This window comes from Bacillus sp. FSL W7-1354 (genome assembly GCF_038002405.1).
Classification (GTDB): domain Bacteria; phylum Bacillota; class Bacilli; order Bacillales; family Bacillaceae; genus Bacillus; species Bacillus paralicheniformis.
Genome location: NZ_JBBOCL010000001.1, coordinates 2,951,738 through 2,974,009, shown reverse-complemented (window position 1 = coordinate 2,974,009; position 22,272 = coordinate 2,951,738). Strand labels below are relative to the sequence as shown.

Genomic DNA, 22,272 nt, shown 5'->3' with positions numbered 1-22,272 from the left:
CGAAAGGGTTTACAATATATATGGCAAAGCAACCGATTGATCTACTCATCCAGCCGAAATGGAGAATTATTGACCAATCCAGCCTCGGCCCATATTTTGATGCAAAACAATCATTTGCGATAGATGATACGCTGTGCGCTTCTGTCGGAAAGGGTTTGTCTCCGGCGACGGCGCGTTCCTGGGTGCACCATGACACGATCGTGCTCGGAATTCAGGATACAAGGCTTCCTTATTTACAAGACGGGATTTCATTGCTTGAAGAAGCGGGCTATCAAGTCATCGTTCGCAATTCCGGCGGACTGGCCGTCGTTTTGGACAGCGGGGTTTTAAACGTTTCGCTGATTTTTCAGGATAAGAAAAACGGAATTGATATCGACCGGGGCTATGAAGCGATGTTTGAGCTCGTTAAGCGAATGCTGTCATCCTATGACGCAGCAATCGAAGCCTATGAAATCAAAGGCTCTTACTGTCCGGGGAGCTTTGATTTGAGCATCGGGGGAAGGAAGTTTGCGGGAATTTCCCAGAGGCGGCTGAGAGGCGGAGTGGCTGTTCAAATTTATTTATGCGCTGATCAAAGCGGAAGCGGTCGCGCTGAGCTGATCAAACGTTTCTACGACACCGCATTGAAAGACATGCGCGGGAAAACAAAAGCCGTTTATCCCGATATTCGCCCGGAAACGATGGCTTCGCTCTCTGAGCTTCTCAATGAAGACATCTCGGTGCAGGACTTGATGCTCTTGCTTCTGACACAGCTGAAAGAGCTGGGCGGGGAGATTTATCAAGGCCCCCTCACGCCCGCAGAAGAAGAAGCCTATGAAAAAAACCTCGTCCGTATGATTGAGCGGAATGAAAAAGTTTTTGGATAGAAGAAGAGCCTCTGCGCTCCCGTTATATTCGTTGCCAGGCATGCTTAAAGCGGCGAAAAACCGCGGCTGCCTCTAGCGGATTGAGAAAATGCTTCATAGACGGCAAAATCCTAAAACGGTTGAACGTTTCAGGATTTTGTCACACTTCACCGCTTCCGAAGCGGTTTTTTTATGCTGCGCTCAAAGCGCTTTTTCGTTTTACATATGTTTTGATGAGAAGATAAGCCGCCAAAGCGATGATATACGCCAAACTGACAGCCATTAAAATTACGGTTGCCGGCGTATGTTTGGCCGCGTAGACGAAAAAATCAAGCTGGGAAATATCGTGTGCGTATTTTATGGAGTCCTCTCCATAGAGCAGTTTTGTAAACTTGGCTGTATATTTCCACTCCCACGGCACCTTTAAAAGCTCGCTGCCTTGATACCAGCTTGCCAATGCAGAAAACAAAAACAAAAGGGCTGCCGTGCCTAACTGAACCGCATATAAAACAAACTTCATCGAATACCCCGCCTTATAAATTGCTATCCCTATTATGAAATTTTTGTCATATGAAAGCAAGCCGCAGAGGTAAAAAATACCCCCTTTTTTCAAGAAAGGGGTATCAGCGTATCGGCAAATTTTTATGCGTTTTCAGTTCTGTCTCTTTGCCGCACCCTCTGAAAGCGCTATTCAGCCATTTTTTCTAAATTGCCGTTCCGGTCCATTTTAAAGGCGGGCGCAGCGTGTTCGTCTTCTTCGAATAAAACTAGTTTTCTTGCACGGTTCATAATTTTTACGAGCGTTTCGTAGTCTTCCTGGATGGTCGACTGGTCATTTTCCAGCTTTTTGACTTCAGCTTCAAGCTTTTCAACTTTTTTCGTCAGCTCTTCATTTTCCTGTTTTAAGCGGTCATTTTCCATTTTTAAAGCGGCAGTCTGTGCTTCGTTTCCTGTGTAGTTTTGCAGGAAGCGGATCACATCATCGATCGTCATGTCTTTCGATGAATCGGCTGAATGGCCTGCCTGCGGCTGGTTTGGCGATAGAAGGTGCGATAAACTAGCTAACTCTTCTTTAAAGCTCTCATCAACATAAGGCAGATGCTCGCTGGCGATCGGCTGCTGTTCGCTTGAATCGGCGGTTGCTTTCTGCTGCTCAATGACGCTTTCTGCAGGCGGTTCAGCCTCTGTTTCGACAGGCGGCTTGTATAATAAGCGTTTTTTCGCCGGCTGGCCGTTTCCAAGGGCGCGCATTCTTTGCTTCCTTTGTTTTTTAGCCAGCTGCAATGCTTTTTCGTATTGGTGGCGGACAACCGCGTTCCATCTAAAACCGCAGGCGGCTGATGTCCTGTTCAGTCTGTCTCCGACTTCCTCGAAGGCGTTCAGCTGTGTGCTGCCTTCTCTGACATGCCGCAATACCGTTTCAGCAAGCAGTAAATCATTCTCTTCAGACCAAGCGTCTTGTCTTTGTTTCATCACTTCTCAACTCCCATTGTCAGTATTGGTATTAGATTGTCCATTTTGGAAAATATTTATACAAGTTTGCTAAAAGAATAGGAACTGATTTTTTTAGCGCGATCCTTGCAGGAATGAAAGAATCCTTGTAAAATGAAGGATGGTGTCATTTTTTATCAAAGTTCGGCACGGTTGAATGCCTTTCATAAAGACAGATGAACAAAACGAAAGGAAGCGTATGAAATGGCTAATGAATTTCGAGTATGCGACGATTGTCAGGCCACTAATTTAAAGACGCTTTTGCCCCGTCTGAAAGAAATCGATCCGGATGCAAAAGTGGAAATCGGCTGCCAGTCTTACTGCGGGCCGGGACGAAAAAAATCGTTCGCGTTTGTCAATAATCGTCCGCTGTCAGCTCCTGATGAAGACGAGCTGATCGAAAAAGTGAAAAAGAAACTCAAAAAATAACCGCCTCCCTAACGGGTCAGGCGTTTTTGCTTGTTTGCCGGCTTTTTTGCAGTCTGGAACAAATAGCCGGGTAAATTCAAGGATGTTTTCAAAAAAGCAGACTCGATATAATAGAAACAGACCTAAAAGAAAACAAGCAGATCGGGCAATACTTACAATATACATTTAGTTCTCCGAAGAAAAAGAGACGGATGGGCAGCGATCAGTTTGCCTCACGTTTGAAAAAAAGAGGGACAAAAATGGCGTATCCAAACGGAAAATTATCAGAAGAAAAAGTGTTTAAAGATCCTGTTCACCGCTATGTCCATGTACGGGACAAGCTGATATGGGACTTGATCGGAACCCGTGAATTTCAGAGACTGCGCAGAATCAAACAGCTTGGAACGACCTATTTGACGTTTCACGGAGCCGAACACAGCCGTTTCAACCATTCTCTCGGCGTCTATGAAATTGTCAGAAGAATGGTTGATGACGTTTTTAAAGGCAGGGAGGAATGGGATGACAGCGAGCGTGATCTGTGCCTTTGCGCCGCATTGCTGCACGATTTGGGGCACGGCCCGTTTTCCCATTCGTTTGAAAAGGTCTTCCGGCTTGATCATGAAGATTTTACGAGAGCGATCATTTTAGGCGATACAGAAGTTAACCAGGTGTTAAACAAGGTGAGCCCGACGTTTGCAAAGGATGTCGCTGAGGTCATCGCGAAAACCTATCAGAACAAGCAGGTCGTCAGCCTGATCTCAAGCCAGATTGACGCTGACCGCATGGACTATCTTCAGAGAGACGCCTATTATACCGGCGTCAGCTACGGCCATTTCGATATGGAGCGGATCCTCCGCGTGATGCGGCCGCGCGAAGACCAAATCGTGATTAAGCAAAGCGGAATGCATGCCGTTGAGGATTATATTATGAGCCGGTACCAGATGTACTGGCAGGTCTATTTCCATCCTGTGACAAGAAGCGCGGAAGTGATTTTGACGAAGATTCTTCACCGTGCAAAGCAGCTTCATGAGGAAGGCTATGTTTTCACGTATGCGCCTGTGCATTTTTATTCTATTTTTGAAGGCAATGTCACATTGGAAGATTATTTGAGTCTTGATGAAGCAATCATTCTTTATTATTTTCAGGCCTGGGAAAAAGAAGAGGATGAAGTTTTGTCTGATTTATGCCGCCGGTTTATCAACCGCAGGCTGTTCCAGTATGCGGAATTCAATCCGAATGAGGAAATGGCGACTTACTTTGAACTGACCGCCTTGTTTAAAGAATCAGGGATTGATCCCGATTATTACCTTGTGGTGGATTCGTCCTCAGACCTTCCTTATGATTTCTACAGACCGGGGGAAGAAGAGGAGCGCCTCCCGATTCAATTGCTGACGCACAACGGCCAGATTAAGGAGCTGTCGCGGCAATCCGATATTGTCGATGCGATATCAGGCAAGCGGAGAACGGACCATAAGCTGTATTTCCCGCTCGATTTAATCGAAGGATTGCCTGACGGCCGTCATGCGAAAAGAATGAAAGAATTGCTCGGACTGATATAGAAAGAAAAGGATGAAGGAGATGGCGGAGATTTGTTAAAAGAACATGCAAAGCTGATGAAGGTCTTCTCGGATTCGGGGGAGATTGTCGGGCGGAAAAAGCTGCAGAAAATCATTTATATCGCAAAGAAATTGGAGCTTCCCTTTTATGAAAAGTATGATTTTCATTTTTACGGGCCCTATTCAGAGGAGCTGACGCTTCAAGTCGAAGAACTTTGCAATCTCGGATTTCTTCATGAAGTCAAAGAAAAAAAAGGCGGCTATTATCAATACCGCTATTCGCCCACTGAAGCGGGAACGCAGTTTTTGAGCCAGTGTGAGCTGGATATGCGGGATATTAAAGCCTATATAGACGACGTGAACGGCCAGTCATCGCGCTTTTTGGAACTGGTGTCGACGATTCTGTATTTTGAAGGACTGGAGCAGGAAGAGATCAGAGAAAAAGTGTTTACCGTAAAAAGCAAGCAGCGGTATACGGACGAAGAATTCGATGAAGCCGTCGCTTACATAAAAAAGCTCAGAGACCTTTGTTCATAAACCTGCCGGAAAACGGTAGGTTTTTTGTTTTGTTTTATTGTAAACATTTTGGAATTTTTGTGGGGAAATAGAAAGGAGCAGTAAACAGAACGCGTGCAATATTTCCTCTTTTTGGATGAATTGAAGGAATTTTTAGACAACTAGCAGAATCTTTCATTCGTTCAAAAAAAAGGAGGGAATTAGCAGTGAAAAAGCGTTCTATATTCTTATCTCTATTACTTTCCGTCAGTCTCATCCCCGGTTTGACGGCAGGCGCCGCCCAGGTTGACGGGCACGATCATGACCACGGCCATGAAGTAAAAGGCACTCATATCGATTCTTTGCCTAAAGCGAAAGACTTTAAAGACTTGAAAGGAAAAGTTCAAATAGAAAGAACGGTCAATACGAAAATATTGGATGAGAAAGGAAATGTGACGGGGACAAAAACGTTTAAAAAGAATACGAGCAAAGGGACATTTTCAACCCAGGCAGGCACGGGCAGTCAGAAAGTGAGCGTCCTGGCTGTGGCTGACGCTCAGTATCGCGCGAAATACAGCGATTGGCAGACGAGAATCGTCCAAATTATTGAGCAGGCGGATGTCATGTTCAACAGGGACCACGATATTGATTTTGTCGTCGAAGCCGTGGCGCCTTGGACTTCTTCAGGCAGCAACAGCTCTCAAATTCTATCAAACCTTCAGAGCAATTTCAGCGGGCGCAGCTATAAATTTGTCGTCGGATTTACGGCGAACAGCAATTTTGACGCCGGCGGCATCGCATACGTATACAACAGCAAGCCGAACGGCAGCGCCTTCAGCGTAAACCTCGACCAGGGAACGGCCAACACGGCAAAAGCGGCGACCCACGAATTTTCCCATAACTTCGGCTTGAACCACGATGCGCAAGGAAGCGGAATCCGCTGCATTATGAACTACGACTACGCCTACACGGTCGATGTCTGGGATTCGGCTCACAATAGCCAGATCACAAGAAATAAAGCTTGGTATAAATAATAAAAACGGCGTCCCGCATGTAAGCGGCAGACGCCGTTTTTATTACATATCGCTCATTCGTTTGCCGGCGACACCGTAGTTTTCCTTTTTCAATTCCTCAATGATGACCGCGATTTTTTCTGCAGGTGCGCCTGTTGTTTCGGAGACGGCTTCGGTCACTTTTTTCACCAGATTTCTTTTTTGATCATCTGTGCGGCCTTCCAGCATTTGAACCGTTACGTACGGCATATGTTCTCCTCCTCCTTTTAAAAAATGGCTGCTTACTTTAGCATCAGCTGCTCTTATAGTATACTGGAGATAGTAAATCTTTGTATATGAGAAAGAGGGAAAGCCACATTTTAGACCGTTTTCTTATTTATCCGCTGGAAATGATTCCGTATGTTGTTTTGACACTTGCTGCCGCATTCACTGTGCATGAGGTCGCCCATGCATATGTGGCATACAAATTCGGTGATGAGACGGCCAAACGGCAGGGCAGGCTGACGCTCAACCCGCTCAAGCATCTTGATCCGTTTGGAACGATTTTGATCTTTATTTTGGGATTCGGATGGGCAAAGCCGGTGCCCGTTAACCGCTTTTATTTTAAAAATCCGAGGCTGGCCGGATTTCTCGTGTCAATCGCAGGACCGATCAGCAACCTGATCCTTGCTTTCATCGGTTTTATATTGCTGCTTTTGTCCGTGAAGCTGTCCGGGACGCTGCCTTCCGGTTTTTACAGCGGCTTGCTTCAATTTTTTACGATTTGGGTGAATCTCAACCTGCTTTTATTTCTGTTTAATTTAATGCCGTTCCCGCCCCTTGACGGTTTTCGGGTTATACAGGATGTGGTCGCCCCCGATGTGCGGGCGAAGCTGTCGAAATATGAAGCGTACGGCTCGATCGTGTTTCTGATCATCGTCATTACGCCGCTTGGCCAATATGTATTCTGGCCGTTTTTGAATGAAGGGCGGGAATATATCATCTCGATATTTAACAGCGTTTTCCGGCCGCTGATGTAGGAGGTATTTTTGATGGAACAAGGAAAAAAGAAAAAAACAATCGGATTCAATATTATTAAAAGCGATCCGACGGACGGACACGGGGGATTTGGTGCAGGGGCTTTAAGCCTTGACAACATCTCGCCTGTCTTTGTCGATGTCGAAGAGAAAGAAGCGTTTGTTGATATCGGCGCCATGCACGCCCGCAGCACGGTTGAAAAAGGAATCAAATTTTTGCCGAACAAGGAAGAGGTGCCGAACGGAAAACCTTACTGGCTTGTGTGGGTTACGATCGACCGCAGGGAAGAAGGCCCTTATTATGCGGGGGTGACGGCTTGCGAAATGACGGTGGACAGAAGCATCCGCCGCGGCTACAAATCGCTTCCGGAGCACGTGAATTTAATGGATAAGTCGATGAAGCGGAAGATTATCGTCGAGCACATGGATGAAAGTTCCAAGCGCGTTCTGGCCGATTTTCTGAAAAATCATGATCAAGGGCTTTGGGACCGTTCATCAGACGAGCTGAAAAAGGGATTGCTTCAGCAATAGGAAAAAACCCCCCGGACCGCCGTGAAGTCCGGGGGGTTCGTCTATCCCGCCCAAAAAAGTTTATTCTTCTTTTTTAAACCATTTTTCCCACCACTTTTTCCGCTTGTGGGGAGCGGCGGGTTTTTCGCGCCCGGCTTTTTGATCCTTATAGATTTCTTTTCCGTAGCAAACCTGCTCGGGTTCAGTACCTTCGATAAAATAAGCGAAATATTTGGACGGACAGCTGGGCGCCGCCGCATAGCCTGTAGCAGGGTCAATATACATCCCTTTCACGCCTTCAGGCGGCTTTAAAGTTGCGGCGGGCGCGTTTTCAAGCGCTTTTTCCATAAATTTGGCCCAAATTTGTTTGGCATAGTTTTTCTCTGCGACGGCATCGATTGTCCGCTCTTTGTCATATCCCGTCCACACGCCTGAAGCAAGGCCGGGATAAAAGCCGATCATCCAGCTGTCGGTGCTGGTCGTTCCCGATTTTCCGGCGTATGGGCGCATCAGCTGATCTGCGATCGTCCGCCCGGTAACAGATGTATAGCCGTTGAGTGATTTGTCGAACATTCCGCTCATCATGTTGGCCGTGATAAAAGCCGCTCTTGGGTCAAGGATTTGTTTGCTTCGCTTCGGCTTTTCGTAAAGAATCTCCCCGTTCGAATCGGTAATTTTCGTAATAAAGGAAGGTTCGATTTTTTTTCCGCCATTGGCAAACATGGCGTATCCATTCACCATTTCAATCGGCTTCACGGGGGATGTTCCGAGCGCAAGCGACGGCACTTTTTGCAGCGGGCTCGTGATGCCGAATTGTTTTGCAGCATCAATCAGTTTGTCCATGCCGAGGAAAAGGTGCGTTTTCACGGCGTAAATGTTATCGGACAAAGCCAGGGCCTGAAGAAGAGTGATCGGGCCGTCTGCGTAATAGCCGTGATAGTTGCTCGGCGAATAAGCGCTGCCTTGCCCGAGCTCAAATGTCGTTTCCGCGCTCCTCATCCGGGTGGCCGGCGTAAAACCGTTTTGAACAGCCGAATAATAAAGGAAAGGCTTCATAGTGGAGCCGGGCTGCCGCATAGCCTGGGTTACGCGGTTAAACGGGCTTTTTTCGTAGTCGCGTCCTCCGACAAGCGCAAGAACGCTGCCGTCGGACGGATTGATCGCTGCAAACCCTGCCTGAATGTCAGATGACGAATCAATCGTGCGTTCGATCGTGTCCTCGGCAATTTTTTGGAGACGCGGGTTGAGCGTGGTGAATACGTTGTAGCCGCCGGTTTCTGCTTGCTCCGGTGTCAAATGCAGCAAGCGCGCGATTTCTTTAACCGCTTCGTCATAAAAGTACGGAGCGGTTTTAGCGGTTGTTTGCTTATCCTGTTTTTCAAAGCGGAGCGGCAGTTTTTTCAGTTCTGCCGCCTGCTTTTTCGTCAGCTTGTTTTCTTTCTCCATCATTGTCAGGATCATTTCTTGGCGTTCTTTCGCCTTTTTTTCATTAACAAAAGGCGAATAAACGGAAGGACCCTTTGGAATGCCGGCAAGCATCGCAGCTTCCGCCGCATTGATATCCTTGGCCCGTTTGCCAAAATACATCCGGGAAGCAGCTTCGATTCCGTAGGCTCCATGCCCGTAATAAATCGTATTTAAATAGCCTTCCAAAATATCTTTCTTTGTGTAGTTTTGTTCGAGCCGTATCGTATAAAAAGCTTCATTCCACTTTCTTTTCCATGTTTTATCGTGGCCGAGGTAGAGGTTTCTCGCATATTGCTGTGTAATGGTGCTGGCTCCCTGAACTTTGGACATCGCCTTTAGATCGGCGATGAGGGCGCCGCCCATCCTCATATAGTCGAAGCCGTGGTGCCGGAAGAAGTTCCGGTCTTCAACGGCAAGTGTGGCATCGATGACGGCGGGATTGATGCTCTTCAGCGAAACCCAGTACCGCTTTTGCCCGTAATGCGTCTCCCCTATCTGCTTTCCGCTTCCGTCATACAGCACGGTAGACCTCGGCACCTGAATCGAAGGAGCGCCTTGCCATTTGGCTGCCAGGACCACCGTCATGACAACGATTGAAAGGAAGATCAGCATCAATGCTCCCATGAACAAAAATGCGCGTATCGTCTTGATAGTTAAACGGACCCGCTTGTCCGTCATCATGTCCATGTTCAAATCTCCTCCCGGATAAATAAATGTTCTTATCATTATGAGGAAAAAGAGGAGGGTTTAAACAAGCGGGAAGGAAAAAACAGCAGACCCTCTAGGAGGCGATTAACAGAGCAACCGGAGGAATCCTCAGTTTTGGCAGTCGCCGCTGCAGAATAAGCTTATGTACATCTGTGGCAAGCTCAGCCCAAAACGGCCGTCGGGAATGGAATGACTCCTGAAAATGAATCGATCCGTCTTTACAATCACCTGCAATTCCTCTATACTTTTTCCTTAGGCAAAAGCCGATGCTTCAGTGCAGAATAATCGTCGCCGCAGGCGAGAAAAATAGATGGAAATACAGCTTATCACGAAAGGAAGATGACGCTTTGAGCGGACTTTGGTACACAGAGAAGCAAACGAAAAACTTCGGCATTACGATGAAAATCAACAAGACTTTACATACAGAGCAGACGGACTTTCAAAAGCTCGAAATGGCCGAGACGGAAGAATTCGGCAACATGCTGTTTCTTGACGGCATGGTCATGACATCTGAAAAAGATGAATTTGTCTACCACGAAATGGTGGCGCATGTGCCCCTGTTTACGCATCCGAACCCTGAGCATGTACTTGTGGTCGGCGGCGGAGACGGCGGCGTCATCCGTGAAATTTTGAAGCATCAGAGCGTCAAAAAAGCGACGCTTGTCGATATCGACGGCAAGGTGATCGAATACTCTAAGAAATTTTTGCCTTCCATTGCAGGCAAACTTGACGATCCGCGCGTCGAAGTAAAGGTCGATGACGGCTTTATGCACATTGCAGAATCTGAAAATGAGTACGATGTCATCATGGTCGATTCAACCGAGCCTGTAGGGCCGGCTGTCAACTTGTTTACAAAAGGCTTTTACGCCGGCATAGCAAATGCGCTAAAGGAAGACGGCATTTTTGTTGCTCAGACGGACAACCCTTGGTTTACACCTGAACTGATCACTAACGTTCAGCGCGATGTAAAAGAGATCTTTCCGATTACAAAGCTGTATTTGGCCAACATTCCGACATATCCAAGCGGATTGTGGACGTTTACGATCGGTTCGAAAAAATACGATCCTCTTGAAGTGGAGGACAGTCGCTTCTTCGATATTGAGACGAAATACTATACAAAAGAAATTCATAAAGCGGCATTCGTCCTTCCGAAATTCGTCAGCGATTTAATCAAATAAAACAGTTTGGCGCAGGATGGTATTCTGCGCTTTTTTTCAGGGAGGTTTTTGAAGATGAGATTTGATGAAGCATATTCCGGCAAGGTGTTTATCGCAAGCCGCCCCGATTGGGAAGAGGCGGACGCCATCCTTTACGGCATGCCGATGGATTGGACGGTCAGCTACCGTCCCGGATCGCGCTTCGGTCCGGCGAGACTTCGCGAGGTGTCCATCGGGCTTGAAGAATACAGCCCTTATTTGGACAGGGAGCTTGACGAGGTTCATTTCTTTGACGCCGGCGACATCCCGCTGCCTTTCGGGAACCCGCAGAAGAGCCTCGACATGATTGAAGAATATGTTGACAGCATTTTAGAAAAAGGAAAATTCCCGCTCGGAATGGGAGGAGAGCACCTCGTTTCATGGCCGGTCATTAAAGCGATGTATAAAAAATATCCCGATCTTGCCATCATCCATATGGATGCGCACACAGATCTCCGCGTCGACTATGAAGGAGAGCCGCTCTCGCATTCGACGCCGATCCGCAAAGCAGCGGAACTGATCGGTCCCGGCAATGTCTATTCATTCGGCATCCGCTCCGGTATGAAAGAGGAGTTTGAATGGGCAAACGAAAACGGTATGCACATTTCCAAATTTGAAGTGCTTGAGCCGCTTAAATCCGTCCTGCCGAAACTCGCAGGGCGTCCGGTTTATGTAACGATTGACATCGATGTCTTAGATCCCGCTCATGCGCCGGGAACCGGTACGGTTGACGCCGGAGGCATCACATCAAAAGAGCTGCTCGCTTCGATTCACGAAATCGCCCGCTCAGACGTCAACGTCGTTGGAGGAGACCTGGTTGAGGTCGCTCCGGTCTACGACCATTCGGAACAAACCGCAAATACGGCAAGCAAGCTGATTCGCGAAATGCTGCTCGGCTGGGTGAAATAAACAGGCTGTCCTTTTTCGGGACGGCTTTTTTCTTAGAAAATGGTTTATCTTCCCGTCCGTTCTGTTAAGATGGTATAAAGGAGCAGCGGTTGAACTTTTTTTCCCGAATGATTATACTAATCAAGTCAAATCGGATCAAAAAAGGAAGTGTCGGAATGAACCAGGAGACACCCGTTAATATCCATGTGAAATCTGTTATCCGGGAAGGATCGGACACGGAAACGATCGAGTTCCGGACAACTGGGTTTTATTATATGAAAAAAGATAAAATATATCTTTCTTATCATGAAGAGCATGATGCGGGAAAGGTGAAGACGATCGTAAAAGCAAGCGAAAACGAAGTTCTGGTGATGCGTTCCGGCGCCATTGAAATGAAACAGCGTTTCAGGCCGGGCAGCCGCACCGTCACTCATTATAAAATGCCTTTCGGCAGGCTCGAGCTTGGCGTGGATACAAAATCCGTATCAGTCACCCGGCAGCCGCCAGACGGAAAGATCAGTGTTGAGTACGATATGATTGTAAGCGATGAACAAAAGCATTTACATATGATGTCGATTTCATATAGAGGAGGACACGAGTCATGAACATAGTCGAACAAATGAAAGATGTGCTGAAGCAGGAAATTAAAGAAGCTGTCATGAAAGCCGGCCTCGCCGCAGAAAGCGAGATTCCCGAAGTCGTATTGGAAGTCCCGAAAGACAAGTCGCATGGAGACTATTCCACTAACATGGCGATGCAGCTGGCGAGAATCGCCAAAAAAGCGCCGCGGAATATTGCCGAGGAAATCGTCGCATCCTTTGATAAAGGAAAAGCGTCGATCGACAAACTTGATATCGCAGGACCGGGTTTTATCAATTTCTACATGAACAATCAATATTTAACGAAGCTCATTCCGGCTGTGCTTGAAGCAGGAGAGGCCTACGGTGAAACAAATATCGGAGGCGGAGAACGCGTTCAGGTGGAATTCGTCTCAGCAAACCCGACGGGCAACCTGCATCTTGGACATGCCCGCGGAGCCGCTGTCGGAGATTCTCTCTGCAATGTACTTGAAAAAGCGGGGTATGAAGTGAGCCGCGAATATTACATCAACGATGCCGGCAATCAAATCAACAACCTCGCATTATCCGTCGAGGCCCGTTACTTTCAGGCGCTTGGAAAAGACAAGCCGATGCCTGAAGACGGATATCACGGCGAAGACATTAAGGAAATCGGCCGAAAGCTCGCCGATGAATTCGGCGACCGTTTTGTTCATGAAGAAGAGAGCGAACGCCTCGCGTTTTTCCGTGAATACGGCTTAAAGTACGAATTAGGCAAACTTCGTGAAGACCTCGAGAATTTCCGTGTCCCATTTGATGTCTGGTACTCAGAGACATCGCTTTACCAAAACGGAAAGATCGATCAGGCGCTCGAAGCCCTTCGCGAAAAAGGGCACATCTATGAAGAAGACGGGGCGACATGGTTCCGCTCGACGGCGTTCGGCGATGACAAAGACCGCGTCCTGATCAAAAAAGACGGGTCCTACACGTATCTTCTGCCTGACATCGCTTATCACAAAGACAAGCTTGACCGCGGCTTCCAAAAGCTGATCAACGTATGGGGAGCGGACCATCACGGCTATATCCCGCGCATGAAAGCGGCCATTGAAGCGCTCGGTTATGACAAAGAAACGCTTGAGGTCGAGATCATCCAGCTCGTCCATCTCTACAAGAACGGCGAAAAAATGAAGATGAGCAAAAGAACCGGAAAAGCTGTGACAATGCGCGATCTCATTGATGAGGTCGGCCTTGACGCGGTGCGTTACTTCTTTGCGATGCGCAGCGCCGATACGCACATGGACTTTGATCTTGACCTGGCTGTCTCCACATCGAATGAAAACCCGGTTTACTACGCGCAGTACGCTCATGCGAGAATTTGCAGCATGCTGCGACAAGGCGAAGAAAAAGGTATTTCATTTGAAGGGAACCTTGACCTGACGAAAATCGCTTCTGAAAAAGAGTATGATCTGCTTAAAGTGATCGGCTCGTTCCCTGAGGCTGTCGCCGATGCCGCAGAGAAGCGGATTCCGCACCGCATTACAAACTATATTTTTGAATTGGCATCTGTGCTCCACAGCTTTTACAATGCTGAGAAAGTTCTCGATCCGGCAGATGAAGAAAAAAGCCGGGCGCGTTTATCATTGATGAAGGCAACACAAATCACATTAAATAATGCACTCAAGCTGATCGGCGTATCAGCTCCTGAAAAAATGTAAAACGAATCCCCCGTCCTTTGAACGGGGGATTTTTTCTTGATTTGGTGAGGAGGCGTCTCACACAAGGAAGGTCCGTCGCCTTCCCTTATTGAACTTGAGCGTCAGAAAGAATCGATTGTGCTTTTCTTACTAACTCCTGCGCCATCTTCCCTTCGATGACAATCAGGCACTCATTTTCGCGATTGGCCATTCTGAACATTTCCAGTTCAATTAAATCTTTAATTTTGCACATTGTTTTTCTTGAGCATATATAAAGCTGATGTCTGGCTGAGCGGCAAAGTCTGTACAGCTCAATCAAGTTTTTTAATGTCATCGATTGTGCGCGGAGCTTAATCGACTCTGCTTGGTTCATCATATATCCCTCCGTATGTAATCATCACTTTGGTGAAATGTTACCCGCATGTTATGCAGGATAAACGTACGATTCATAAAAAATATGAAATCGATTTCGCCAGCCATTCGATGGGCCGCTGCATCACCGGCCGCTTCGCATACCGCTCCTTTGTCAGAAGCTCGGCGTGTTCAATACTTTCCTTGACGACGTCAAAGAATTGTTTTGTCCAGTCTTTATCATGGATGACGACATTCACTTCATCATTGAGAAACAGGCTTCGATTGTCAAAATTTGATGTTCCGATCATCACATGCCGGTCGTCGACGATCAATGCTTTTGCATGATAAAAGCCTCTGTAGTACCGGTAAATATAGCAACCCGCCTCCAAAAGTGCGGGAAAGTTCGTGTAGGCGGCCTCTTTGACAAGCGGATGGTCGGCTTTCATCGGCACGAGAACCGAGACGATCACGCCTCTTTCCCTGGCTGAAAGAACTGCTTGCTGCAAAGCCGGACTCGGAATATAGTACGGCGTGCAAATCATGATTCTTTCTTTTGCCTGATCAATAAATGAAATATATTTTTCTTCCAGAGAAAACCCCTTTGTCGCATGTATCGAATGGGTGACAGCTCCTTGATGGAGCGGCGGGAACATGCCGCTGTCCGGCTGTGATAGCGGCGCTTCTCTATTGAAGTCTGATAAAAAAATGTGCTGCAAGTCGGCAACACCTTCCCCCGTCATTCGCAAATGGTAATCCTTCCACGGGCCGAATTCCGCTTTTTTACCAAGGTATTCTTTCGCAATGTTAAATCCGCCCACATAGCCGATCTTTCCGTCTATGACGGCGATTTTCCTGTGATTTCTTGCATTCAGTCGATAAAAGAAATAAGGGAAGCCCGGATTGTTGACAAAAAAAACGTGCGCTCCGCTTTGTTTCAAGTCTGACAGCGTTTTTTTCTTTACCTTCATCGCGCCGATCCGGTCAATCAGCAAGCGTACGCATACGCCGGCTTTCGCTTTATCCTTCAGCATTTTTAAAAATTCAAGGCTGATATCATCGTTCTTCACAATATAAAACATGACATGCACCGACGATTCGGCCTGGCGGATGTCATCCAGCAGCCGCTCACACAAGTCTTCTCCGTTATGAATCAGTTCAATATCGCTTTTCTTCTCTGAAAAAACGGGTTCGTAGGCTTTCCTTTCAAAGGCTTTGCGGCCGAAACGGAAATCGAGCGCAAGAAGCAGGATGAGAAAACATACCATAATCATAAGCGGCACCAATGAAGACACTCCCTTTTTTCGTGTAAAGAATAGTGTCCCCCTAATTTCCTGCATTTATGAAAACATATTGACTGAACACTCATTCATTATTTAAGATAAAGGTAGTTCAAGGGGATTTAAGGTTGGGGAAATGAAAGGGGGAGCAGCTGATGAATGTCTTATTGTGGTTGAATTTCATTGCGTTTTTAGGTGTAACCGCTTACGCCGTTTATCTGTTTGTCTACTTGATCCGAACGAGAATCAGTTACATCAGGCTCGGACAAAAAGAGGATTTTGATAAGCGGACGAAGGAGCGCCTTCAAAAGATATGGGAGAACGTGTTCGGCCAAAAGAAACTGCTTAAAGATAAAAAAAGCGGCATTATCCACGTCATGTTTTTTTACGGCTTTATTCTCGTTCAGTTCGGAGCGATCGATTTTATTTTGAAAGGGCTCGTTCCCGATCAAGGACTTCCGCTTGGCAGCGTCTACCCGGCGTTTACGTTTTTTCAGGAAATCGTCACGTTGATGATTTTAATTGCGGTGGTCTGGGCCTTTCACAGGCGCTATATTGAAAAACTCGTCAGACTGAAGCGCAATTTGAAGTCGGGGATCGTGCTCATGCTGATCGGCGGCTTGATGTTTACCGTTTTACTCGGAAACGGTATGAACATGATCTGGCATGAACATTCATTATCATGGCACGAACCGATGGCATCAGGCATCGCTTTTGCCCTCGGCTTCATGGGAGAAACCGCCTCAGCGGCAGTGTTCTATGCGGCATGGTGGGCGCATCTTCTTATCTTACTGACATTTTTAGTCTATGTGCCGCAGTCAAAGCACGCCCACTTAATTGCCGGACCGGCAAACGTATTTTTCAGCCGGCTGACAAACCCGGGAAAGCTTCAAAAAATCGATTTTGAAGATGAAACAAAAGAAACGTTCGGCGTCGGACGGATCGAGGAATTCAGGCAATCCCAGCTGATCGATCTTTACGCGTGCGTTGAATGCGGGCGCTGTACCAATATGTGCCCGGCTACCGGAACAGGCAAGATGCTTTCGCCGATGGATCTGATTTTGCGGCTCAGAGACCATTTGACAGAAAAGGGAGCAGCAGTAACATCGAAAACGCCTTGGGTTCCCGCGCCTCTCTTTCAGCATACGAAAGGCAACCAGCTGGCCATGGCGGCGGGAGGAGAAGGATCAAGAGAAGCGGCTGCTTCAGAGCTATACAATCCGAGCTTAATCGGCGACATCATCACCGAAGAGGAAATTTGGGCATGCACAACGTGCCGCAATTGTGAAGATCAGTGCCCGGTCATGAATGAGCACGTCGACAAGGTCATCGATCTCCGCCGCTATCTCGTGCTCACAGAAGGAAAAATGGATGCAGATGCCCAGCGCGCCATGACGAGCATTGAAAGACAGGGTAACCCTTGGGGATTAAACAGAAAAGAACGCGAAAACTGGCGTGACATGAGAGACGACGTTAAGGTGCCGACAGTGAAAGAAATGAAGAAAAAAGGCGAGGCCTTTGAATACCTGTTCTGGGTCGGGTCGATGGGATCGTATGACCGGAGAAGCCAGAAGATCGCCATGGCTTTCGCGCGCCTTCTCAATCAAGCCGGGGTCACGTTCGCGATTTTAGGCAATAAAGAAAAAAATTCAGGCGATACGCCGAGGCGGCTTGGCAACGAGTTTTTATTCCAGGAGCTTGCCGCAAAAAACATTGAAGAATTTGAAAAAAATGATGTTCGAAAAATTGTAACCATCGATCCGCATGCATACAATATTTTTAAAAATGAATATCCTGATTTTGGTCTGAAAGCGGAGGTGTATCATCATACAGAAATTCTCGCTGCCCTTATTGAAGAAGGAAGGCTGAAACCTGAGTTTCCGGTTCGCGAAACCGTCACCTTTCATGATTCATGCTATTTGGGCCGCTACAATGAGGTTTACGAACCGCCGCGCGATATTCTGCACTCCATTCCGGGCATCCATTTAGTGGAAATGGAACGCAGCCGTGAAAACGGAATGTGTTGCGGAGCGGGGGGCGGTCTCATGTGGATGGAGGAAGAGACGGGCACAAGGATCAACGTTGCCAGAACGGAGCAGGCGCTCAGCGCTTCACCTTCTGTCATCAGTTCGGGCTGTCCGTATTGTTTGACGATGCTAGGCGACGGAACAAAAGCCAAGGAAATGGAGGATCAGGTCGGCACCTACGATGTGGCGGAGCTGCTTGAACGCGCCGTATTCGGCTCAGAACAAAAAGAACATGCTTCATAGACGGATTTCAGGTTTTGAATAAAGAAGGTGTGAGCCGGATCTCCGCCTTCTTTTATCTTCGGTATGCACAAATCATGATAAGGGGAGAGGATGTCAGGTGGCGAGATCGGTTATTGCAGGCGGCGCGCGCACGCCTTTTGGAAAACTCGGGGGCGCGCTTCAGTCAAAGACGGCAGCGGAGCTCGGCGGAATCGCCGTAAAAGAAGCATTAAAACGTTCCGGTGTACATCCTGAGGATGTCGATGAAGTCATTATGGGTTCCGTTCTTCAAGGCGGACAGGGGCAGCTGCCGTCGAGACAGGCTGCGCGTTTTGCGGGACTGCCGTGGGACGTCAAAACGGAAACGATTAATAAAGTGTGCGCTTCAGGTTTAAGAAGCGTCACAATGGCGGATCAGATCATCCGGGCCGGTGATGCGGAGGTCATTGCAGCAGGAGGTATGGAATCGATGTCAAATGCCCCTTATCTGCTTCAAAAAGCGAGATGGGGGCTGAGAATGGGAGACGGAGCGGTTAAAGATTTGATGATCACAGACGGGCTGACATGCTCATTTACGGGTGTTCATATGGGCTCCTACGGAAATGCCGCTGCGAAAGAGTTGGAGATTGCAAGAGAAGAACAGGATCGATGGGCGCTCAGGAGCCACATGCGGGCCGTACAGGCTGCAGCTTCAGGTGCGCTCGGAGAAGAGATCGTCCCTGTTTGTATACCGCAGAAGCGGGGCGGCGAATTAACGGTTGATCAAGATGAAGCTCCGCGGCGCGATACGTCATTGGAAAGGCTGTCACAGCTTGCTCCGGTTTTTGACCACGACGGGACAATTACTGCGGGAAACGCGCCGGGGGTAAATGACGGAGCATGCTCGCTTATCGTGATGAATGAAGACAGGGCAAAGGAACTCAATGTGAATGTGTCCGCCGTCATTAAAGCGCACACATCCATTGCAGTCGAAGCCAAAGACTTCCCGAAAACCCCAGGGCTTGTCATCAGAGAACTGCTTAACAAAACCGGAGCTGAGCTTTCTGATATCAAACTGTTTGAAATCAATGAAGCGTTCGCCGCGGTAGCTTTGGCAAGCGGAAAGATCGTGGGCCTTGACATGGAGAAGGTCAATGTCAACGGCGGCGCCATTGCGCTAGGTCATCCGATCGGCGCGAGCGGGGCAAGAATCATTTTGACGCTTATGTACGAATTAAAACGGCGCGGCGGCGGTACAGGTATTGCTGCCATTTGCAGCGGCGGCGGTCAGGGAGACGCCGTGATGATCGAGGTATAAAAAAGGGGGATTTTAAATGAAAAAAGACACGATCATGGTCATCGGAGCCGGCCAGATGGGGGCCGGGATCGCCCAGGTCTCTGCCCAGGCCGGATACAATGTTTACATGTACGACGTATCACCTGACCAAATTGAAAAGGGAATGAAGCGCATTTCCGGCCAGCTAGTCAGACAGGCGGAAAAAGGCAAGCTTCCACATGGAGACGTACAGCAAATCTACCAGCGTCTTTCTCCTTCGGCTTCGCTCGACGATGCGCGGGAAGCTTTTCTCATCATTGAAGCGGCTGTTGAGCAAATGGATGTAAAAAAAGAGATTTTCAAACGGCTTGATGAAGTGACCGAAGACTCAGCCCTATTGGCATCAAATACATCGTCATTGTCGATTACGGAACTCGCTTCCGTCACGAAAAAACCTCAAAATGTCATCGGCATGCATTTTATGAACCCGGTTCCGGTCATGCAGCTTGTCGAGGTCATCAGGGGGCTTGAGACGAGCGGCGAAACATATGAAACCGTCGTGGCTGCGGCGGAGCGGATGAACAAGGTTCCGATCGAGGTGCGGGATTTTCCGGGATTTATCTCCAACCGCATTTTAATGCCGATGATTAACGAGGCGGTTTTTGCGCTTTATGAAGGCGTCGCCGAGAAAGAAAGCATAGACGGAATCATGAAGCTTGGCATGAACCATCCGATGGGCCCGCTGGCTCTCGCTGACCTGATTGGTCTGGATACGTGTCTGTATATTATGGAGACGCTGCATGAAGGTTTTGGCGATGATAAATACCGGCCTTGTCCGCTCCTTAAACAATATGTCAGCGCAGGACGTCTCGGAAAGAAAACGGGCAGAGGGTTTTATACGTACGAAAAGCAGCCGACATAAGGAGGGGTGACCTTGAATTTTCAGTTTACAGAAGAGCAGACCCGCATGCAGAAGATTGTCAGGCAATTTGTTAAACAGGAGGTCGCTCCTTTTGTACCTGAAATGGAGAAAGGGCGTTTTCCAACCTCTCTTTTGAAGAAAATGGCGGAGCGCGGCTGGATGGGGCTTCCGATTCCGGCTAAGTACAGCGGGGCCGGTCATGACTTTATCACCTATATAATGATCATCCATGAGCTGTCAAAGAAAAGCGCCGTTCTTGGCGCGGTTCTATCTGTACACACGTCAATTGTCACCATTCCCATTCTTTTATACGGAAATGAGCGGCAAAAAGAACATTATGTTAAAAAGCTTGCAGCAGGGCAGTACTTGGGAGCCTTTTGTTTAACCGAACCGAGTGCCGGTTCCGATGCGGGCAGTCTAAAAACCAGGGCCGAAAAGCGCGGCGATACCTATGTGCTCAACGGTACGAAAGTTTTTATCACAAACGGCGGAGCCGCCGACATTTATCTTGTTTTTGCTTCAACCGATCCGAAAGCGGGAACGGAGGGCATTTCGGCTTTTATCGTGGAGAAGGGCACGCCGGGCTTTTTTATTGGGAAAAATGAAGAGAAAATGGGGCTTCACGGTTCGCTGACGGTCACTTTAAATTTTGATAACGCTGTCATTCCCGCCCGGCAGCTGCTGGGGAAGGAAGGTAAAGGATTCAAAATGGCCCTTTCCAATCTGGATACCGGGCGGATCGGAATTGCGGCGCAGGCTCTGGGCATCGCCGAAGGAGCGCTTTCTGAAGCCATCGAATTTCTAAAAATACGGTATCCGGACGGAGAGCTGTATAAGAACGGACAAGGGCTTGCTTTTAAGCTGGCCGACATGGCGGCGAGGACAGAGGCTGCCAGGCTTCTCGTTTATCAGGCCGCTTCGCTGAAACAACAAGGCGTCCAGACGGGAAAGGCTGCTTCAATGGCCAAACTGTTCGCTTCGGAAACGGCAATGTATGTCGCCGGAGAGGCCGTGCAGCTGCTCGGAGATTTTGGATATACAAAGGATTTCAGCGCTGAACGATATTTCAGGGATGCGAAAGTGTGTGAAATTTATGAGGGCACAAGCGAGATCCAGCGGATCGTCATCGGTAAGCATTTATAAGGGGGGAAAAGAATGATCTTTAGGCTGAGTGAAGAGCACCAAATGATACAGAAGATGGTGCGCGACTTTGCCCGTCAAGAGGTGGAGCCGACTGCAAAGGAGCGGGATGAGGAAGAGCGGTTTGACATGGAACTGTTTTCCAAAATGGCGGAATTGGGGTTGACGGGAATACCGTGGCCTGAGGAATACGGGGGGATCGACAGTGACTACCTCGCCTATGTCATCGCAGTAGAAGAGCTTTCGAAAGTCTGCGCCTCAACGGGCGTCACCTTGTCAGCCCATACTTCGCTTGCAGGCTGGCCGATTTATGCATTTGGAACGGAAGAACAGAAGCAGGAATACTTAAAGCCGATGGCCCGCGGTGAAAAGATAGGCGCCTACGGATTGACGGAGCCCGGTTCAGGCTCTGATGCCGGCGGCATGAAAACGACCGCGGTCAGAAATGGTGATGATTATATTTTAAATGGAACGAAGATCTTTATCACAAACGGCGGAATTGCAGACATCTACATCGTGTTTGCCAACCTTGCGCCGGAACAGAAGCACAAAGGCACAACCGCTTTTATCGTTGAAAAGGATTTTCCCGGTTTTTCTGTCGGGAAAAAAGAAAGGAAGCTGGGCATCCGTTCATCGCCGACAACCGAAATTATCTTTCAGGACTGCCGCGTGCCTTTAAAAAACCGCCTTGGCGGGGAAGGTGAAGGCTTTAAAATCGCAATGCAGACGCTTGATGGAGGAAGAAACGGAATTGCCGCTCAAGCCGTCGGGATTGCCCAGGGTGCATTTGAGGCGGCGAAGGCGTATGCGAAAGAGCGGAAGCAATTCGGCAGGCCGATCGCCGAGCAGCAGGGCATCGCTTTTAAACTGGCTGATATGGCGACGGAGATTGAAGCTTCAAGGCTTTTAACCTACCAGGCGGCATGGCTGGAATCAGAGGGGCTGCCTTATGGAAAAGCTTCCGCGATGTCGAAGCTATATGCAGGGGATACGGCTATGAAAGTGACGACGGAGGCCGTGCAAATATTCGGCGGATACGGCTACACAAAGGATTATCCGGTCGAGCGCTTTATGCGCGATGCAAAAATCACTCAAATCTATGAAGGAACGCAGGAAATACAGAAGCTCGTCATTTCGCGAATGCTGATGAAATAAGGGCGAAAAACAGCCGTCTGGCACGGTTTGGACTGCTGCCGGCGGACAGGCCGCCGACGCAGTTTTTTCGTTTTCA

22 protein-coding genes are annotated in these 22,272 nt (G+C 48.2%); 16 read left to right on the top strand and 6 right to left on the bottom strand.

Features of this window, described 5'->3' with window-relative positions; translation table 11 throughout:
- Positions 1–20: 20 nt before the first annotated feature.
- Positions 21–866, top strand: a complete 846-nt coding sequence (locus MKZ04_RS15175) for a lipoate--protein ligase family protein (RefSeq protein ID WP_026580256.1) — start codon at positions 21–23, stop codon at positions 864–866.
- Positions 867–1,035: 169 nt separating this feature from the next.
- Here the strand turns inward: MKZ04_RS15175 and MKZ04_RS15170 are convergent, their stop codons facing one another.
- On the bottom strand, positions 1,036–1,365 hold the full coding sequence (locus tag MKZ04_RS15170; protein WP_023857042.1) for a YjdJ family protein: 330 nt from the start codon (positions 1,363–1,365) through the stop codon (positions 1,036–1,038).
- A 167-nt stretch (positions 1,366–1,532) separates the two neighbouring features.
- Positions 1,533–2,321: an RsfA family transcriptional regulator gene (locus tag MKZ04_RS15165; RefSeq protein WP_341046255.1), complete on the bottom strand. Its 789-nt coding sequence runs from the start codon at positions 2,319–2,321 to the stop codon at positions 1,533–1,535.
- A gap of 219 nt (positions 2,322–2,540) precedes the next feature.
- On the opposite strand from MKZ04_RS15165, the gene MKZ04_RS15160 reads away from it, so the two are divergent.
- The 4 genes from MKZ04_RS15160 (at position 2,541) to MKZ04_RS15145 (ending at position 5,829) form a co-directional block, all read left to right on the top strand.
- Positions 2,541–2,765: a DUF1450 domain-containing protein gene (locus MKZ04_RS15160; protein WP_003186096.1), complete on the top strand. Its 225-nt coding sequence runs from the start codon at positions 2,541–2,543 to the stop codon at positions 2,763–2,765.
- 239 nt (positions 2,766–3,004) lie between these two features.
- The gene (locus MKZ04_RS15155; protein ID WP_023857044.1) at positions 3,005–4,303 is read left to right on the top strand and encodes an HD domain-containing protein; all 1,299 of its coding nucleotides are present in this window, start codon (positions 3,005–3,007) and stop codon (positions 4,301–4,303) included.
- Between the two features lie 30 nt (positions 4,304–4,333).
- Complete coding sequence (locus MKZ04_RS15150; protein WP_023857045.1) at positions 4,334–4,837, top strand: YwgA family protein; 504 nt, start codon at positions 4,334–4,336, stop codon at positions 4,835–4,837.
- A gap of 185 nt (positions 4,838–5,022) precedes the next feature.
- Positions 5,023–5,829: a zinc-dependent metalloprotease gene (locus MKZ04_RS15145; RefSeq protein ID WP_075212891.1), complete on the top strand. Its 807-nt coding sequence runs from the start codon at positions 5,023–5,025 to the stop codon at positions 5,827–5,829.
- 42 nt (positions 5,830–5,871) lie between these two features.
- Here MKZ04_RS15145 and MKZ04_RS15140 read toward each other — a convergent pair whose 3' ends face one another.
- Positions 5,872–6,057, bottom strand: a complete 186-nt coding sequence (locus tag MKZ04_RS15140; protein WP_025810627.1) for a 2-hydroxymuconate tautomerase — start codon at positions 6,055–6,057, stop codon at positions 5,872–5,874.
- An 86-nt stretch (positions 6,058–6,143) separates the two neighbouring features.
- On the opposite strand from MKZ04_RS15140, the gene MKZ04_RS15135 reads away from it, so the two are divergent.
- On the top strand, positions 6,144–6,827 hold the full coding sequence (locus tag MKZ04_RS15135; protein ID WP_035400430.1) for a site-2 protease family protein: 684 nt from the start codon (positions 6,144–6,146) through the stop codon (positions 6,825–6,827).
- A gap of 12 nt (positions 6,828–6,839) precedes the next feature.
- Positions 6,840–7,355 carry a YwhD family protein gene (locus tag MKZ04_RS15130; RefSeq protein WP_020453305.1) on the top strand — a complete coding sequence of 172 codons (516 nt, stop codon included), beginning with the start codon at positions 6,840–6,842 and terminating at the stop codon, positions 7,353–7,355.
- Positions 7,356–7,415: 60 nt separating this feature from the next.
- Here MKZ04_RS15130 and MKZ04_RS15125 read toward each other — a convergent pair whose 3' ends face one another.
- Positions 7,416–9,488 (bottom strand): transglycosylase domain-containing protein, encoded by a 2,073-nt coding sequence (locus MKZ04_RS15125; RefSeq protein ID WP_328066977.1) that lies wholly within the window; start codon positions 9,486–9,488, stop codon positions 7,416–7,418.
- A 368-nt stretch (positions 9,489–9,856) separates the two neighbouring features.
- Between MKZ04_RS15125 and speE the strand changes: the two genes are divergently transcribed.
- The 4 genes from speE (at position 9,857) to argS (ending at position 13,865) form a co-directional block, all read left to right on the top strand.
- A complete protein-coding gene (gene speE, locus MKZ04_RS15120) occupies positions 9,857–10,687 on the top strand; it encodes a spermidine synthase (protein WP_035337912.1) in 831 nt (276 codons plus the stop codon).
- A 54-nt stretch (positions 10,688–10,741) separates the two neighbouring features.
- The gene (gene speB, locus MKZ04_RS15115; RefSeq protein ID WP_341046253.1) at positions 10,742–11,614 is read left to right on the top strand and encodes an agmatinase; all 873 of its coding nucleotides are present in this window, start codon (positions 10,742–10,744) and stop codon (positions 11,612–11,614) included.
- A gap of 155 nt (positions 11,615–11,769) precedes the next feature.
- Positions 11,770–12,198: a DUF1934 domain-containing protein gene (locus MKZ04_RS15110; protein WP_023857052.1), complete on the top strand. Its 429-nt coding sequence runs from the start codon at positions 11,770–11,772 to the stop codon at positions 12,196–12,198.
- Positions 12,195–13,865: an arginine--tRNA ligase gene (gene argS / locus MKZ04_RS15105; RefSeq protein ID WP_023857053.1), complete on the top strand. Its 1,671-nt coding sequence runs from the start codon at positions 12,195–12,197 to the stop codon at positions 13,863–13,865. Before MKZ04_RS15110 ends, argS begins: the two co-directional genes overlap by 4 nt.
- A gap of 85 nt (positions 13,866–13,950) precedes the next feature.
- Here the strand turns inward: argS and MKZ04_RS15100 are convergent, their stop codons facing one another.
- Positions 13,951–14,217, bottom strand: a complete 267-nt coding sequence (locus MKZ04_RS15100) for a hypothetical protein (protein WP_023857054.1) — start codon at positions 14,215–14,217, stop codon at positions 13,951–13,953.
- A gap of 73 nt (positions 14,218–14,290) precedes the next feature.
- Positions 14,291–15,481 carry a cardiolipin synthase gene (cls, locus tag MKZ04_RS15095; RefSeq protein ID WP_145929969.1) on the bottom strand — a complete coding sequence of 397 codons (1,191 nt, stop codon included), beginning with the start codon at positions 15,479–15,481 and terminating at the stop codon, positions 14,291–14,293.
- 149 nt (positions 15,482–15,630) lie between these two features.
- On the opposite strand from cls, the gene MKZ04_RS15090 reads away from it, so the two are divergent.
- The 5 genes from MKZ04_RS15090 to MKZ04_RS15070 all read left to right on the top strand — a co-directional run bounded on the left by MKZ04_RS15090 (position 15,631) and on the right by MKZ04_RS15070 (position 22,196).
- The gene (locus MKZ04_RS15090; RefSeq protein WP_025810633.1) at positions 15,631–17,745 is read left to right on the top strand and encodes a (Fe-S)-binding protein; all 2,115 of its coding nucleotides are present in this window, start codon (positions 15,631–15,633) and stop codon (positions 17,743–17,745) included.
- A gap of 97 nt (positions 17,746–17,842) precedes the next feature.
- Complete coding sequence (locus tag MKZ04_RS15085; protein WP_023857057.1) at positions 17,843–19,021, top strand: acetyl-CoA C-acetyltransferase; 1,179 nt, start codon at positions 17,843–17,845, stop codon at positions 19,019–19,021.
- Between the two features lie 16 nt (positions 19,022–19,037).
- Positions 19,038–19,901, top strand: coding sequence for a 3-hydroxybutyryl-CoA dehydrogenase (locus MKZ04_RS15080; protein WP_023857058.1), 864 nt, complete (start codon positions 19,038–19,040; stop codon positions 19,899–19,901).
- A gap of 12 nt (positions 19,902–19,913) precedes the next feature.
- A complete protein-coding gene (locus tag MKZ04_RS15075; protein ID WP_101561360.1) occupies positions 19,914–21,044 on the top strand; it encodes an acyl-CoA dehydrogenase family protein in 1,131 nt (376 codons plus the stop codon).
- Between the two features lie 12 nt (positions 21,045–21,056).
- Positions 21,057–22,196 carry an acyl-CoA dehydrogenase gene (locus MKZ04_RS15070; protein WP_341046247.1) on the top strand — a complete coding sequence of 380 codons (1,140 nt, stop codon included), beginning with the start codon at positions 21,057–21,059 and terminating at the stop codon, positions 22,194–22,196.
- The last annotated feature ends 76 nt before the right edge of the window (positions 22,197–22,272 follow it).